Origin of the sequence: Acidovorax sp. FG27 (assembly GCF_040365715.1) — a bacterium.
Classification (GTDB): Bacteria; Pseudomonadota; Gammaproteobacteria; order Burkholderiales; family Burkholderiaceae_C; genus Paracidovorax.
On record NZ_BAABVY010000009.1, the window covers coordinates 843,737 to 858,846 of the forward strand.

Annotated in this window: 9 protein-coding genes and 5 tRNA genes; 4 read left to right on the top strand and 10 right to left on the bottom strand. The window is 65.9% G+C overall.

Annotated elements, in window-relative coordinates; translation table 11 throughout:
• The first annotated feature begins 194 nt into the window (after positions 1-194).
• The 3 genes from ABWV53_RS10785 to murI all read left to right on the top strand — a co-directional run bounded on the left by ABWV53_RS10785 (position 195) and on the right by murI (position 5,067).
• Positions 195-2,390, top strand: coding sequence for a putative bifunctional diguanylate cyclase/phosphodiesterase (locus tag ABWV53_RS10785; RefSeq protein WP_353365698.1), 2,196 nt, complete (start codon positions 195-197; stop codon positions 2,388-2,390).
• An 87-nt stretch (positions 2,391-2,477) separates the two neighbouring features.
• Entirely contained in the window at positions 2,478-4,037 is a 1,560-nt protein-coding gene (locus ABWV53_RS10790) for a fumarate hydratase (protein WP_353365700.1), read from the top strand.
• Between the two features lie 130 nt (positions 4,038-4,167).
• Positions 4,168-5,067 carry a glutamate racemase gene (gene murI / locus ABWV53_RS10795; RefSeq protein ID WP_353365702.1) on the top strand — a complete coding sequence of 300 codons (900 nt, stop codon included), beginning with the start codon at positions 4,168-4,170 and terminating at the stop codon, positions 5,065-5,067.
• A 92-nt stretch (positions 5,068-5,159) separates the two neighbouring features.
• Here the strand turns inward: murI and ABWV53_RS10800 are convergent, their stop codons facing one another.
• Entirely contained in the window at positions 5,160-5,792 is a 633-nt protein-coding gene (locus tag ABWV53_RS10800) for a DUF6806 family protein (RefSeq protein ID WP_353365704.1), read from the bottom strand.
• Positions 5,793-6,471: 679 nt separating this feature from the next.
• Between ABWV53_RS10800 and ABWV53_RS10805 the strand changes: the two genes are divergently transcribed.
• Complete coding sequence (locus ABWV53_RS10805; RefSeq protein WP_353365706.1) at positions 6,472-7,866, top strand: IPTL-CTERM sorting domain-containing protein; 1,395 nt, start codon at positions 6,472-6,474, stop codon at positions 7,864-7,866.
• 191 nt (positions 7,867-8,057) lie between these two features.
• On the opposite strand, the gene ABWV53_RS10810 is transcribed toward ABWV53_RS10805, so the two are convergent.
• The 9 genes from ABWV53_RS10810 to ABWV53_RS10850 all read right to left on the bottom strand — a co-directional run bounded on the left by ABWV53_RS10810 (position 8,058) and on the right by ABWV53_RS10850 (position 15,041).
• Positions 8,058-8,149, bottom strand: a tRNA-Leu gene (locus tag ABWV53_RS10810).
• Positions 8,150-8,296: 147 nt separating this feature from the next.
• Positions 8,297-8,372 (bottom strand) — tRNA-Gly (locus ABWV53_RS10815).
• A 221-nt stretch (positions 8,373-8,593) separates the two neighbouring features.
• Positions 8,594-8,667, bottom strand: a tRNA-Cys gene (locus tag ABWV53_RS10820).
• Between the two features lie 57 nt (positions 8,668-8,724).
• Positions 8,725-8,800 (bottom strand) — tRNA-Gly (locus ABWV53_RS10825).
• A 93-nt stretch (positions 8,801-8,893) separates the two neighbouring features.
• Positions 8,894-11,338, bottom strand: coding sequence for an endopeptidase La (lon, locus tag ABWV53_RS10830; RefSeq protein WP_353365708.1), 2,445 nt, complete (start codon positions 11,336-11,338; stop codon positions 8,894-8,896).
• 136 nt (positions 11,339-11,474) lie between these two features.
• Positions 11,475-12,740: an ATP-dependent Clp protease ATP-binding subunit ClpX gene (gene clpX / locus ABWV53_RS10835; protein WP_353365710.1), complete on the bottom strand. Its 1,266-nt coding sequence runs from the start codon at positions 12,738-12,740 to the stop codon at positions 11,475-11,477.
• Positions 12,741-12,840: 100 nt separating this feature from the next.
• On the bottom strand, positions 12,841-13,449 hold the full coding sequence (gene clpP, locus ABWV53_RS10840; RefSeq protein WP_353365712.1) for an ATP-dependent Clp endopeptidase proteolytic subunit ClpP: 609 nt from the start codon (positions 13,447-13,449) through the stop codon (positions 12,841-12,843).
• 132 nt (positions 13,450-13,581) lie between these two features.
• Positions 13,582-14,892, bottom strand: a complete 1,311-nt coding sequence (gene tig / locus ABWV53_RS10845; RefSeq protein ID WP_353365714.1) for a trigger factor — start codon at positions 14,890-14,892, stop codon at positions 13,582-13,584.
• Between the two features lie 62 nt (positions 14,893-14,954).
• Positions 14,955-15,041: transfer RNA gene (locus tag ABWV53_RS10850), tRNA-Leu, on the bottom strand.
• Between the last annotated feature and the right edge of the window lie 69 nt (positions 15,042-15,110).

Here is a 15,110-nt window from a genome sequence, read left to right on the forward strand (position 1 = left end):
GAATAGCGACAAACGAAAACCATTCTCATTGCAGCGTCGATACGCCCGCCGGTGGAATACCGCACGCTCCTACACCGCCAATACGTTACTTGTTGTAAAAGCAAATCCATGTAGCGCGCACGGCCCCGTCCGCACGCGCATCCCGCTCCTGCCCGGCGTCCTCGTTTCCAGCGCCGTCCAACGCCCATCTCTCCATGCTCGCAGCTCCCGGTTTCATGTCGTCCACCCACGACCCGCAGGTCGTGGCGGCCTCGTTCGGCATCGCCTGGCTGGCGGCCTACGCCGCGCTGGACGTGGCGCGGCGCATTCGCCTGGCGTCCTGGCGCATCGCCTTCGTCTGGTGGTCCGTCGGCTCGGTGGTGATGGGCACCGGCCTTTGGGCGATGCATTTCCTCGGCCTACAGTCGCTGCGGCTGCCGGTGACTCTGGGCTTTGCCGAATACATGACGCTGATGTCCTGGCTGGCGGCGGTCGGTGTCTCCAGCGTGGTGCTGTGCCTGTCCGGCCTGCGGGGCGCCCGGGCAATCCACGCGGCGGTGGCGGTGCTGGCCCTGGGCGGCGGCGTCGGGGCCATGCACTACCTGGGCATGCAGGCGCTGGACATGTCCATCCCCATCGTCTGGAACCGCGGGCTGGTGGCGGCGTCCTTCGGGGTGGCGGTGCTGGCGGCGCTCTGCGCGCTGGGCGCGTTCCGCCTGCTGCTGGCCCAGCGCGGGCCGCGCAGGCTGCTCTACCAGGTGGCGGCATCGGCCGTGGTGGGGCTGGCGATGAATGGCGTGCCCTACCTGGGCATGGCGGCGGCGCGGTTCCGCGAAGGCGCGGTGTGCCTGAGCGTCGACGGACTGAGCGGCTTCGGCCTCACCGCCGTCATCCTGCTGGCCACCGCGATGCTGCTGGTCAGCACGCTGGTGGCGTCGGTGCTGGACGCACTGCTGCAGCACAAGGCGCGCCTGCTGACCCGCTCGCTCAAGGACAGCAACGCCAAGCTGCAGTCCGCCAACGCGGCGCTGCACAAGCAGGCCTTCGCCGATGCCCTGACGGGCCTGCCCAACCGGCTGTTGCTGGAAGACCGCCTGCACCACGCCCTGCTGCGGCTGGAGCGGGCCAACGCGGGCGGCGCGCAGCAACGCCTGGGGGTGCTGTTCGTCGATCTGGACGGCTTCAAGCCGATCAACGATTCTCTGGGCCACACGGCGGGCGACGCCATCCTGCAAAGCGCCGCCCGGCGCCTGCGCGACGAGGCGCGCGAGAGCGACACGGTGGCGCGGATGGGGGGCGACGAGTTCCTCGTGCTGCTGGAGGACGTGGGACGCACCGAGGACTGCCTGTGCGTGGTGCAGCGGCTGCTCGACACGCTCTCGCAGCCCTTCGACCTGGCGGGCCGGCAGGTGCAGATCTCGTGCTCGATCGGGGTGGTGGTGTACCCCGACCAGGGCGAGCGCGAGAAGCTGGTGGCCAACGCCGACGCCGCCATGTATGCCGCCAAGCGCGCCGGCGGCAACGGCTTCGCGCTGTTCGAGGACCACATGAACTCCGACGCCACCGAGCAGCTGGAGCTGCAGAAGGACCTGCGCCAGGCGCTGCAGCGGGGCGAGCTGGAGCTGCACTACCAGCCCAAGATCGACGGCGAGCGCGGCATCATCTGCGGCGTCGAGGCCCTGCTGCGCTGGAACCACCCGACCCGGGGCCCCATCAGCCCGGTGGTGTTCATCGCCCTGGCCGAGCGGTTCGGGCTGATCAACACGCTCGGCGGCTGGGTCATCGAGGAAGCCTGCCGCCAGATCGCCGAATGGGCGCGCAACGGGCTGCGCATCCGCGTGGCGATCAACGTGTCGGTGCACCAGTTGCGCGAGGCCGGGCTGGCGCAGCGCATCGCCCGGTCGCTGCAGGCGCATGGCGTGGATGCGGGCCAGCTGCTGTGCGAGATCACCGAGACGGTGGCGATGGAAGACACGCGCACCACGCAGCGCACCTTGCGCGAGCTGGCGCGGGTGGGGGTGTTTCTCTCCATCGACGACTTCGGCACCGGCCATTCCAGCCTGAGCTACCTGCGCCGGCTGCCCGCGCAGCAGCTGAAGATCGACAGCAGCTTCGTGCAGGATCTGGAGCACCAGGAAGATGCCCGTGCGGTGGTCGACGCGGTGGTGCGGCTGGCCCATGCGCTGGGCCTGCGGGTGGTGGCCGAGGGCGTCGAGACCGGCGGCCAGCGCGACATCCTGCTGGGCATGCGCTGCGACGAGCTGCAGGGCTTCTTCTTCGCGCGGCCCATGCCCGCGGACCGGCTGCAGGCCTGGGCGCTGGGCGACAAGCCGGAGGGCACGCTGGACTTCTCGCCCTCGGTGTTCGACGCCATGCCGGCGCTGGCGGCGGGCGGCACCGCCCGGGCCTGAGCCCGGCCGGGAGCGGCGCCCGGCGGCGGCGGGCGGCGGCGGGCGATAATTGCGGGGTTCGTTCTTTCCCCCACAACCATCCCCACCATGACCACGACCATCCGGTACCACGACCTCGTGGAGTCCGTTGCTGCGTCCCTGCAGTACATCAGCTACTACCACCCTGGCGACTTCATCGCCCACCTGGCCCGCGCCTACGAGCGCGAGCAGAGCCCGGCGGCCAAGGACGCGATGGCGCAGATCCTGACCAACAGCAAGATGAGCGCCACGGGCCAGCGGCCCATCTGCCAGGACACCGGCATCGTCAACGTGTTCCTGAAGGTCGGCATGGACGTGCGCTGGGAAGGCTTCCCGGCCGGCCAGGGGCTGGAAGACGCAGTCAACGAGGGCGTGCGGCGCGGCTACAACCACCCGGACAACACGCTGCGCGCGAGCGTCGTGGCCGACCCGCAGTTCCTGCGCAAGAACACCAAGGACAACACGCCTGCCGTGATCTTCGCGCAGATCGTGCCGGGCAACACCGTGGACATCACCGTCGCGGCCAAGGGCGGCGGCAGCGAGAACAAGTCGAAGATGGTCATGCTCAACCCCAGCGACAACCTGGTGGACTGGGTGCTGAAGACCGTGCCCACCATGGGCGCCGGCTGGTGCCCGCCGGGCATGCTGGGCATCGGCATCGGCGGCACGGCGGAAAAGGCGGTGCTCCTGGCCAAGGAAAGCCTGATGGACGACCTCGACATGTACGAGCTGCAGGCCAAGGCCGCGCGCGGCGAGAAGCTGACCCAGGTCGAGGAACTGCGCCTGGAGCTGTTCGACAAGGTCAACGCCCTGGGCATCGGCGCGCAGGGCCTGGGGGGCCTGACCACCGTGCTGGACATCAAGATCAAGATGTACCCCACGCACGCGGCCTCCAAGCCCGTGGCCATGATCCCCAACTGCGCCGCCACGCGCCATGCGCACTTCGTGCTGGACGGCTCCGGCCCCGTGTATCTGGAGGCCCCATCGCTCGACCTGTGGCCCAAGATCGACTGGGCACCCGACTACAACAAGAGCCGCCGCGTGAACCTCGACACGCTCACGCGCGAAGAGGTCGCCAGCTGGAAGCCCGGCGACACCCTGCTGCTCAACGGCAAGATGCTCACCGGCCGCGACGCCGCGCACAAGCGCATCCAGGACATGCTGGCCCAGGGCGAGAAGCTGCCGGTGGACTTCGCCAACCGCGTCATCTACTACGTGGGCCCGGTGGACCCGGTGCGCGACGAAGCGGTGGGCCCCGCCGGCCCGACCACGGCCACCCGCATGGACAAGTTCACCGAGATGATGCTGGCCGAAACCGGCCTCATCGCCATGATCGGCAAGTCCGAGCGCGGCCCGGTCGCCATCGAGGCGATCAAGAAGCACCAGTCGGCCTACCTGATGGCCGTGGGCGGCGCCGCCTACCTGGTCAGCAAGGCCATCAAGACGGCCAGGGTGGTGGGCTTCGAAGACCTCGGCATGGAAGCGATCTACGAGTTCGACGTGGTGGACATGCCCGTCACCGTGGCCGTGGACGCCGGCGGCACCAGCAAGCACATCACCGGCCCGGCCGAGTGGAGCCAGCGCATCGCCACGGGCGAGTTCAAGTCCATCGACCTCGTCGCCGCCTGACGCGCCGCGGCGCCGCCCGGGCACACCGGCGGCGGCGCTGCACTACCATCCGGGCTTGCCGCGCGCCCGCACGCGGCAAGCCCTTTTCGCTTCGTCCCTCGCCTTCTTTCGCGGTTCAGCCGCTTCTGCCATGACCTCAACCCCGCGGCGCCCCATCGGTGTTTTCGACAGCGGCATCGGCGGCCTGAGCGTGCTGCGTGCCCTGCGTGCCGAACTGCCGCACGAGCGCTTCGTCTATCTGGCCGACAGCGGCCACGCGCCCTACGGCGAGCGCGGCGATGCCTACGTGGCGGCGCGCACCCACGCGATCACCGACTACCTGCAGGCGGCGCATGGCATCAAGGCGCTGGTCGTGGCCTGCAACACCGCCACCGCGGCGGCGATCCACGAGGCGCGCAGCCGCTACCCCACCCTGCCACTGATCGGGCTGGAGCCCGCCGTCAAACCCGCCGTGGCGCTGACCCGCACGGGCCGCATCGGCGTCATCGGCACGCGGGGCACGCTGACCAGCCGCAAGTTCGAAAGGTTGCTGGCATCGCTCAAGGGACAGGCCGAATTCGTGGTGCAGCCGTGCGATGGCCTCGCGCATGCCATCGAACGCAGCACGAACCAAGGCCCGTCAGCGCAGCAGGCTGCTATGGAAACTGAAGCACTCTGCGCGCGCTACATCGGCGCCATGGGCGTTTTTGGCACCCAGGCCGGACAGATCGACACACTGGTGCTGGGCTGCACCCACTACCTCTTCGCCGAGCCGGCGTTGCGGCCGCTGGTGGGCCCGCAGGTGCGACTGGTGGAAACCGGCGTGCCCGTGGCACGGCAGACGCGGCGGCTGCTGGAAACCGGCGCGCTGCTGGAAAACGGCGCGCCAGCGGAGCCCGGCGGGCCGGTCCAGTTGCTGTCCACGGGCGATGTGGCGCAGCTGCAGGCGGCCGCACGGCGATGGCTGGACCTGCCAGCATCGTGCTGCGCGGCGGTCTCGGTGCCGGCCATGGCCGACAATTCACACCCAGAAGTGGCTGTAGCGCAATAACTGCCTTGGTCCTTTGCTACAAATACCGTAGCAAATTCGCGAAACGAGGGATTGGATCGGCATGCGGCACGGTGACCGGCCGCGCTACCGTCTCAGTGCAGGTGCCGCGGCCGGCGGCCACCGCCGCCGTGGCCGCTGCCGCCCGAGCCGCCGCTGCCGCGGGGCGGCTTGCCGATCTCCAGCGAGTTCACGAGCGCGTCGAAGCGCTGGGAAAAGAGCTTGTCCACCTCGGCCACCACGCCGCCGAGTTCGGAGCCGTCGAAATGACGCTCCATGAGATTGATGACGTCCTGCACCAGCAGGTCGCGCTGAACCTGCATGATGGCGGCGGGCGTCGGGCCGACGAACAGCATCACGAAATCGTCGCGTGCCTCCGAGTCCTCGTCTTCTTCCTCTTCGTCGAAGTCGGTGTCGTAGAACGTGACCTCGATCGCCGCACCCTGCTCCGCCAACTCGTTCAGGCTCATGCACATCTCGTCGAGCGACTGGCGGAAATCCTCGTCCCCACGCACCGTCCAGCAGATCTGCAGCGTGTGCTCCTTGGCGTCGAACTGGATGCCGGGCTCTTCTTCGTAGGCGCTGGCCGCGCCATCGGCCAGCGAGCGCGCGCCGGCGTACTTCCAGAGGGGCTTGAGCGCTTCCTGCAACTGCTCGAACACGGTGTCGGCCCTCAGCTGGACCTGGCCGTGCACATGGATTTCAAAGGGAGCGTTGTAACTTGACATGATCGAATCGTAAGGGTGCCCCAAGCCGGGGGAACCGACCGCAGCCGCATGCGGGCCGGTTCCGGGCTCCATTTTTGGGGAATTCGGGGGCATCTGGCGGACGAAGGCACTGGAGTGCGCACCGGTCGCCGACTCCATTTTCGCATAGCGCTGCTTTCATCCGGATCGGGGAACGATTGGGCAGGCGACGAAAGGGCGGGCTAAAAACTGGTTGGCGGGCCGAGGCAGTGTTTATCAATTGTTTACAATTCATATCCACAAGCTATTCGGGGGTGCATGGGTCGACGAGGCCTTCCGTCGTACCCCCTTCATTCGTTCACTTCCCCTGCCCCCAGGAAAACCGTGACTTCGCGTCCTTCCCGTATTGTCTTTCGCCAATGGGCTGCCACGGCCCTGACGGTGGCCGCCGCCACCTTCGGCCCCCTGGTCAGCGCTCAGACGCTCGGCATGTATCTGTCCACACCCACGGTGCAGAGTGCCAGCGGAGTTCCAGGAGTCGTCGGCCTCGTCAACGAGCCCTTCGATTCCGCCGCAGGGAACATCCCGTCCTCCGGCACATGGGCGGTCGGGAGCTACACGGCGACGTCCAACGCAGGCACCGGCGCTCAAATCAGACCGGCCGGAACGTTTGGTGGAGCGGGGGGCGTTGGCAATTTTCTCGCGCCCGGCGCCCCAGACGGTGTCCATCACGCTCACCGGCGACCGGCGCTATGTGGGTTTCTGGTGGTCGGCCGGGGATGCGTCCAACGTCATCAAGTTCTATGACACGAGCAACCACCTGCTGGCGGAATTCACCACCGCCTCGCTGGTCGCGGTGCTGAGCGGCAACGGCTCCATCACGGCGATCGACGGGCGCCGGTACCCCAAGGCCAGTTACTTCGGAAACCCGAACGCCAATCAAGACACCGGCGGCGCGCGGTCCAATCCGGCCGAACCCTACGGTTACATCAACCTGCTGCTGCAAGGCACCAGCGTACGGTTTGGCCGCATTGAAGTCAGTGGCCAGAACTTCGAGCTGGACAACGTGGCCGTGGCCGACGTGGTGTCCATCGATCGAGCCTGGGTGGACTACGGTACCCAGCAGATCGCGCTGCCGCCGGGAGCCGTGGGCGCGAACAACGATTCCAGCGCCACGTCCATCAACACGCCGGTCTCCGGCAACGCCGCCACCAACGACACGGCGCCCGCGGGATCCCGCTGGTCCAAGACTTCCGAGCCCTCGCCGGGCACCGTGGTGCAGAACAGCGATGGCACTTACGTCTATACGCCGGCCACCGGATTCGCGGGCGTGGATTCCTACGGCTACCAGGTCTGCAAGCCGGCGCCGAACGCGGGGGAATGCGCTACGGCGTTGGTGCGCATCACCGTGGGCATCGACGCGGTGGACGACGCAGTCAGCACCCGCCCCGACACCCCCGTGAGCAGCGCCGTCGCCGCCAATGACCAGTTCCCTGCCGGCGCAACGTTCGGAGTGTCGGCCTCGCCCGCACGTGGCACGGTGACGATGGACCCCGCGACCGGCGGCTACACCTACAGCCCGAATGCGGGGGTCGTCGGCACGGACAGCTTCCAATACCGGCTGTGCCTGCCGGCACCGAACGAGACGCAGTGCGATACCGCCACCGTGACGGTGGGCATCAGCAACAATGCGGCGCCCGTCGCCTCCGCCGTCACCATCACCGGCACCCCCAGGCAGGCAACCATGTTGACCGGCACTTATGCGTACAGCGATGGGGAGTCGGACGCGCAATCGACGTCCACCTTCCGGTGGGTGCGCAGCGCCTCGGCCAGCACGGCGGCGGGAGGCCTTGCCGTGGGAGCCGCGCGCACGTACACGCCTTCAGCGGCCGACGTCGGCCAGTTCCTGTTCTTTTGCGTGACGCCCCGCGCCCAGACCGGCGCCACGCCGGGCGCGGAAGTGTGCACAGCCGCCGCGGCTGCCAACGGGGGCCCGGCACTGCGAATCGAGGCACTGCCCGCGTCTCCCGTTCCCACCCTTTCCCAGTGGGCAGTGGCGCTCATGGCGTCGTTGCTGGCCTTGTGCGCGGCGGCCCGGCTGCGACGCAGGGGCTGAGAAAGAGGCGCGCTCATCCACATCGCCTCCTGTTCTAGCCGGCGGTGCGCCCATCGAAGATTCAGTCGGGGAAGCGGGGGTGCCGCCCGTGCACAAGCTTGTGGCAGCAGGCGCCGTGGTTTTCCTGAGCCCCGCTGGATTGCTGCACGACTCAGCTTGATGCGTGGACTGCGCGACCACACACCAGGAGTTGGTGCCCCGAGCCGGGGTCGAACCGGCACGCCCCTTCTCAGGAAGCGGCGGATTTTAAGTCCGCAGTGTCTACCAATTTCACCATCGGGGCGGCTGTCCGGCGGATGGCCCGCCGGGAACGCTATCAGCCTGCGTGAAGCCACTGCGCCGCATGGCGACGGCTGGGGCCAAGGCGTCCACCATCTGCCCGGCGCGGGCGACCAATAAAAAAGGGAAGCCGAAGCTTCCCTTGAAATACTGGAGCGGGAAAAGAGTCTCGAACTCTCGACCTCAACCTTGGCAAGGTTGCGCTCTACCAACTGAGCTATTCCCGCATTTCGCTGTCACGTCGTTGCCAACATCACAGCGAGAAAAAAATTATAACACCATTTTTCGACTGATCCAGCATTCGGCGCTGCTATCAACCAAAAACTACCTGACTGCCGATCTCAGCGCTACCGAAGAGCCATGCGACCCCCTCGCCACCGCCCCACCATCGCCAGCTCACTGCTTCGACCGACTAGACGACGGTCACGGCCGATGCCCACGATGTGTCTGGAGGCGCGGTCCGGAGTCGAACCGGACTAACCGGATTTGCAATCCGGGGCATAACCGCTTTGCTACCGCGCCAGAAACCGACTTCCTTTGGCAAAAAGGGGAAGCGACTGCTTCCCCTTTTCTGGAAATTGGAGCGGGAAAAGAGTCTCGAACTCTCGACCTCAACCTTGGCAAGGTTGCGCTCTACCAACTGAGCTATTCCCGCATTTACCGAAGCCTAACATTCTACAACGTTTGCGTCGATGGATGAATTGTAGCGCAGTTTTTAGGCCTCGCCACAAAAATTTCGGTGGATCGATCAGTGCTTCACCGACCCGGTCGCCGGCTGCGCCTTCTCGCCCGCAGCGGCAGTGACCGCAGCCGCTGCGGCCGCAGCAGCAGCCACCTCCTCGTCCGTGAGCGCGATCGGCTTGCGCTCCAGCGCCACGGCCAGCACCTGATCGATCCAGCGCACGGGCACGATCTCGAGTTCGCTTTTCACGTTGTCCGGAATCTCCTGCAGGTCCTTGACGTTCTCCTGCGGGATCAGCACCGTCTTGATGCCGCCGCGCAGCGCGGCCAGCAGCTTTTCCTTCAGGCCGCCGATGGCGGTGACTTCGCCGCGCAAGGTGATCTCGCCGGTCATGGCGACATCGCCGCGCACGGGGATGCCGGTGAGCGCAGACACGAAGGCCGTGGCCATGGCCGCGCCGGCGCTCGGTCCGTCCTTGGGCGTCGCGCCGTCGGGTACGTGGATGTGCACGTCGCGCTTTTCGAAGGCGTCGTCGCGGATGCCCAGGGCCCGCGCGCGGCTGCGCACCACCGTGCGGGCCGCCTCGACCGACTCCTTCATCACGTCGCCCAGCGAACCGGTACGCGTGATAACGCCCTTGCCCGGCATCGTGGCGGCCTCGATGGTCAGCAGGTCGCCGCCCACCTCCGTCCACGCCAGACCCACCACCTGGCCCACCTGGTTCTGCTCTTCGGCGCGGCCATAGGTGTACTTGCGCACACCCAGGTAGTCCGGCAGGTTGTCGGCCGTCACCACCACTTGCGGTTCGAGCTTCTTCAGCTGCAGGCCCTTGATCACCTTGCGGCAGATCTTGGAAAGCTCGCGCTCCAGCGACCGCACGCCGGCTTCCCGCGTGTAGTAGCGAACAACGTCGCGCACGGCATCTTCCGTCACGCGCAGTTCCTCTTCCTTCACGCCGTTGTTCGTGAACTGCTTGGGCAACAGGTACTTGATGGCTATGTTCGTCTTCTCGTCCTCGGTGTAGCCCGACAGGCGGATGACCTCCATCCGGTCCAGCAGCGCTGGCGGAATGTTCATCGAGTTCGAGGTCGCCACGAACATCACGTCGGAGAGGTCGAAGTCGACCTCGACATAGTGGTCGCCGAACTTGTGGTTCTGCTCCGGGTCCAGCACCTCCAGCAGCGCGCTCGACGGGTCGCCGCGGAAGTCGGTGCCCAGCTTGTCGATCTCATCCAGCAGGAACAGCGGATTGCGCGTGCCGACCTTGTTCAGGCTCTGCAGCACCTTGCCCGGCATGGCGCCGATGTAGGTGCGGCGGTGGCCACGGATCTCGGCTTCGTCGCGCATGCCGCCCAGCGCCATGCGCACGTACTTGCGGCCCGTGGCCTTGGCGATGGACTGCCCCAGGGATGTCTTGCCCACGCCCGGCGGGCCGACGAGGCAGAGGATGGGAGCCTTCACCTTGTCCACGCGCTGCTGCACCGCGAGGTATTCCAGGATGCGGTCCTTGACCTTGTCCAGGCCGTAGTGGTCCTCGTTGAGCACCTCTTCGGCGTTCATCAGGTCGTGCTTGATCTTGGTCTTCTTGCCCCAAGGCAGACCGGTCAGCACCTCGATGTAGTTGCGCACCACGGTGGCTTCCGCCGACATGGGCGACATCAGCTTGAGCTTCTTGAGCTCGCTGTCGGCCTTCTTGCGCGCCTCGGCCGGCATCTTGGCCGCCTTGATCTTCTTCTCGATCTCCTCGATGTCGGCGCCTTCCTCGCCCTCGCCCAGCTCCTTCTGGATAGCCTTGACCTGCTCGTTCAGATAGAAGTCGCGCTGGTTCTTTTCCATCTGCCGCTTCACGCGGCCACGGATCTTCTTGTCGACATTGAGGATGTCGACTTCACGGTCGAGTTGCTCGAACAGGTTTTCCAGGCGGAGCTTGACGTCGGCCAGGTCCAGCACGACCTGCTTGTTCTCAAGCTTGAGCGGCAGGTGCGCGGCGATGGTGTCGGCCAGGCGGCCCGGATCGTCAATGCTGGAGATCGACGTGAGGATCTCCGGAGGGATCTTCTTGTTGAGTTTGACGTACTGGTCGAACTGCTGCATCACGGCGCGGCGCAGCGCCTCGATCTCGCTGGGCTTGTGGCTGTCGTCGCTCGCCTCGACCGGCTTGACCGTCGCGGTGAAATGGGTCTCGGCATCTTCGATGGACGCCACGACGGCGCGCTGCTGGCCTTCCACCAGCACCTTCACCGTGCCGTCGGGCAGCTTGAGCATCTGCAGGATGGTGGAAACGCAGCCGACGTCGAACATGTCGGAGACGAGCGGCTCGTCCTTGGCGGCGGCCTTCTGCGCCACCAGCATGATCCGGCGGTCGCCGTCCATGGCCATTTCCAGCGCCTTGATGCTCTTGGGTCGCCCGACGAACAGCGGGATCACCATGTGCGGGAACACCACCACGTCGCGCAAGGGCAACAGCGGCAGGTCGATGGGAGACGAAGGCAGGGGGGTGTGTCCGGACATGGGAATCCTCATGAATCTGTGTGGAATATGGTCCGCAGACAGGAAATTTCAACCCTCGGGCGCTGGCACGGCAGCGCCGGAAGGGAGCGCCGCGACGCACCGGGTCGAGCGTCGCAAAGCCGGGCCATGGGCCGCGTCAGGCCTTTTTCGCGGCTTCGCGATACACCAGCAGGGGCGGCTTGTTCTCTTCGATAGTGGATTCATCGACCACCACCTTTTCCACGTTGGTGGCATTGGGCAGATCGAACATCGTGCCGATGAGCGACTGCTCCAGGATGGAACGCAGGCCGCGAGCGCCCGTCTTGCGGGCCAGCGCCTTGCGGGCGATGGCGTTGAGCGCGGCCGGGCGGATCTCGAGATCCACGCCCTCCATCGCCAGCAGGCGGCTGTACTGCTTGACCAGCGCGTTCTTCGGCTCGGTCAGGATCTCGACCAGCGCGTCCTCGCTCAGCTCGGCCAGGGCAGTCACCACCGGCATGCGGCCGACCAGTTCGGGAATCAGGCCGAACTTGATCAGGTCTTCCGGCTCGATTTCCGTGAACACTTCGGTCAGCGAGCGCTGCTTCTTGCTCTTGACCGACGCGCCGAAACCGATGCCCGAGGCTTCGGTGCGGTTCTCGATGACCTTTTCCAGGCCCGCGAAGGCGCCGCCGCAGATGAACAGGATGTTGGTCGTGTCGATCTGCAGAAAGTCCTGGTTGGGATGCTTGCGCCCGCCCTGCGGCGGCACGCTGGCCATCGTGCCTTCGATCAGCTTGAGCAAGGCCTGCTGCACGCCCTCGCCCGACACATCGCGCGTGATGCTCGGGTTGTCGGACTTGCGCGAGATCTTGTCGATCTCGTCGATGTAGACGATGCCGCGCTGGGCGCGCTCGACTTCGTAGTTGCAGCTTTGCAGCAGCTTCTGCACGATGTTCTCGACGTCTTCACCCACGTAGCCGGCTTCGGTCAGCGTGGTGGCGTCGGCCATGACGAAGGGAACATCCAGCATGCGCGCCAGGGTCTGCGCCAGCAGCGTCTTGCCCGAACCGGTGGGGCCGATGAGCAGGATGTTGCTCTTGGCCAGTTCCACGTCGTCCTTGCCAGCCTTGTCCTTGTGGCGCAGGCGCTTGTAGTGGTTGTACACGGCCACCGCCAGCGTCCGCTTGGCCACGTCCTGGCCGATCACGTAGTTGTCGAGGTTGGCCTTGATCTCCGCCGGCGTGGGCAGATCGCCCCGGGTTTCGCGCGCGCCATCGCCCGCGGGCAGCTCGTCGCGGATGATTTCGTTGCACAGGTCAATGCACTCGTCGCAGATAAAGACGGACGGTCCGGCGATCAGCTTCTTCACTTCATGCTGGCTTTTGCCGCAAAAAGAGCAGTAGAGGGTTTTTTCGCTGGAGGAGCCTTTTTTCTCGGCCATGGGGGCAGTGCCTTATGACAGGGTAAGTGTCAAGATGATAACGAAATAAAAAGCGGCGCCTTCCCTCAGGGAAAACGCCGCCGTCGAGAGGCGCGGGCGCTCAGGGGCGCTGGGCGATGACCTGGTCCACCAGACCGTATTCCTTGGCTTCGTCCGCCGTGAGGAAGTAGTCGCGCTCGGTATCCGACTTCACTTTCTCCAGCGGCTGGCCCGTGCGGTCGGCCAGGATGCGGTTCATCTGGTCCTTCGTGCGCAGGATGTCCCGGGCGTGGATCTCGATGTCCGTCGCCTGGCCGCGCGCGCCACCCAGCACCTGGTGGATCATGATCTTGGAGTTGGGCAGCGAGAAACGCTTGCCCTTGGCCCCGGCCGCCAGCAGGAACGCGCCCATGCTGGCCGCGAAGCCCACGCACATGGTGGACACGTCGGGCTTGATGAACTGCATGGTGTCGTAGATGGCCATGCCGGCCGTCACGCTGCCGCCGGGCGAATTGATGTAGAACGAGATGTCCTTGTCGGGGTTCTCGCTTTCCAGGAACAGCAGCTGCGCGACCACCAGGTTGGCGGTCTGGTCGTTCACCTCGCCCACCAGGAAGATGATCCGCTCCTTGAGTAGCCGCGAATAGATGTCGTAGGACCGCTCGCCACGGCCCGACTGCTCGATGACCATGGGGACCATGCCCAGGGCCTGTGTTTCCAGTGCGCTCATGTTTCTCAACCCTTTTCTCTTCCAGTCAGACGGTTACTGTATCCAGAAATGATTTGGGGCTTGCGCCGCAAAGCACAAGCCCCTCCAGAAACCTGCCCCCGCGGCCCATCGACCCCGGGCAGCAGATCACGCTCAGCCCTGGCCCATCAGTTCGTCGAACGAAACGGCCTTGTCGGTGACCTTGGCCTTGCCCATGACGAAGTCGGTGACGTTGTTCTCGATCACCACGGCCTCGACCTCGGCCAGACGCTGGCGGTCGCCGAAGTACCAGCGCACCACGTCTTCGGGCTTCTCGTAGCTGGCGGCCAGCTCGTCGATGTGGGCCTTCAGTTGCTCGGGCTTGGCATGCAGCTCGTTGGCGCGCACCAGCTCTGCCACGACCAAGCCCAGGCGCACGCGGCGCTCGGCCTGCGGGCGGAACACGTCTTCAGGGATCTCGGCTTTATCGGCGTCCTTGATGCCGCGTTGCTTCAGGTCGGCGCGGGCGCCTTCCAGCAGGCGGGCGATCTCGGACTGCACGCTGGCATTGGGCAGATCCAGCTCGGCCTTGGACACCAGCGCGTCCATCACGGCCTGCTTGTTGCGGGCCAGCAGGCGGAACTTGACTTCACGCTCCAGGTTCTTCTTGATGTCGGCGCGCAGGCCTTCGACGGAGCCGTCGGCGATGCCCAGCGACTTGGCCAGCTGCTCGTTCACTTCGGGCAGGTGGGCGGCTTCGATGTTCTTCACCGTGACCAGGAAGTCGGCGGTCTTGCCGGCCACGTCCTTGCCGTGGTAGTCGGCCGGGAAGGCCAGCGGGAACGTCTTGGACTCGCCCGACTTCATGCCGCGCACGGCGTCTTCGAATTCCTTGAGCATCTGGCCTTCGCCGACCAGGAACTGGAAGTCTTCGGCCTTGCCGCCCTGGAAGGTCTCGCCGTCGATCTTGCCTTCGAAGTCCACCGTCACGCGGTCGCCGTCTTCCACGGCCGAGCCCATCGCGCGCTGGGCAAAGGTGCGGCGCTGCTTGCGCAGGATGTCCACGGTCTTGTCGATGGCGCTGTCGGTCACTTCGGCGGACAGCTTCTCGACTTCCGCTTCCGACAGGTCACCGATCTTGACTTCGGGGAACACTTCGAACACGGCGTCGAACGTGACCTGGCCTTCCGGCGCGCCGTCCTTCTCGGTGATGCGGGGCTGGCCGGCCACGCGCAGGTTGGCTTCGTTGGCCGCCTGGGCGAAGGCCTCGCCGACCTTGTCGTTCAGCACTTCGTACTGCACCGAGTAGCCGTAGCGCTGGGCGACCACGTTCATGGGCACCTTGCCGGGACGGAAACCGTCCATCTTCACGGTGCGGGCCAGGCGCTTCAGGCGTGCGTCCACCTCGGTCTGGATCGTGGTGAGGGGCAGGCTCAGCGTGATCTTGCGCTCGAGCTTCTCTAGGGTTTCAACAGTAACTGCCATGGCTCTTCCTCTATTTGAATGGATTAACGCTGCCGCCTGCTGCTGGAGCAACCTGCTTCACGTGGTGCGCGGGGGGGGACTCGAACCCCCACACCATTGCTGGCGTCAGGACCTAAACCTGGTGCGTCTACCAATTTCGCCACCCGCGCGATTCTTCAGACAAACAGGCGGCGGGCATTGCCAGCCATCTGTATGAAATTGGTCAACCTTCGATTTTA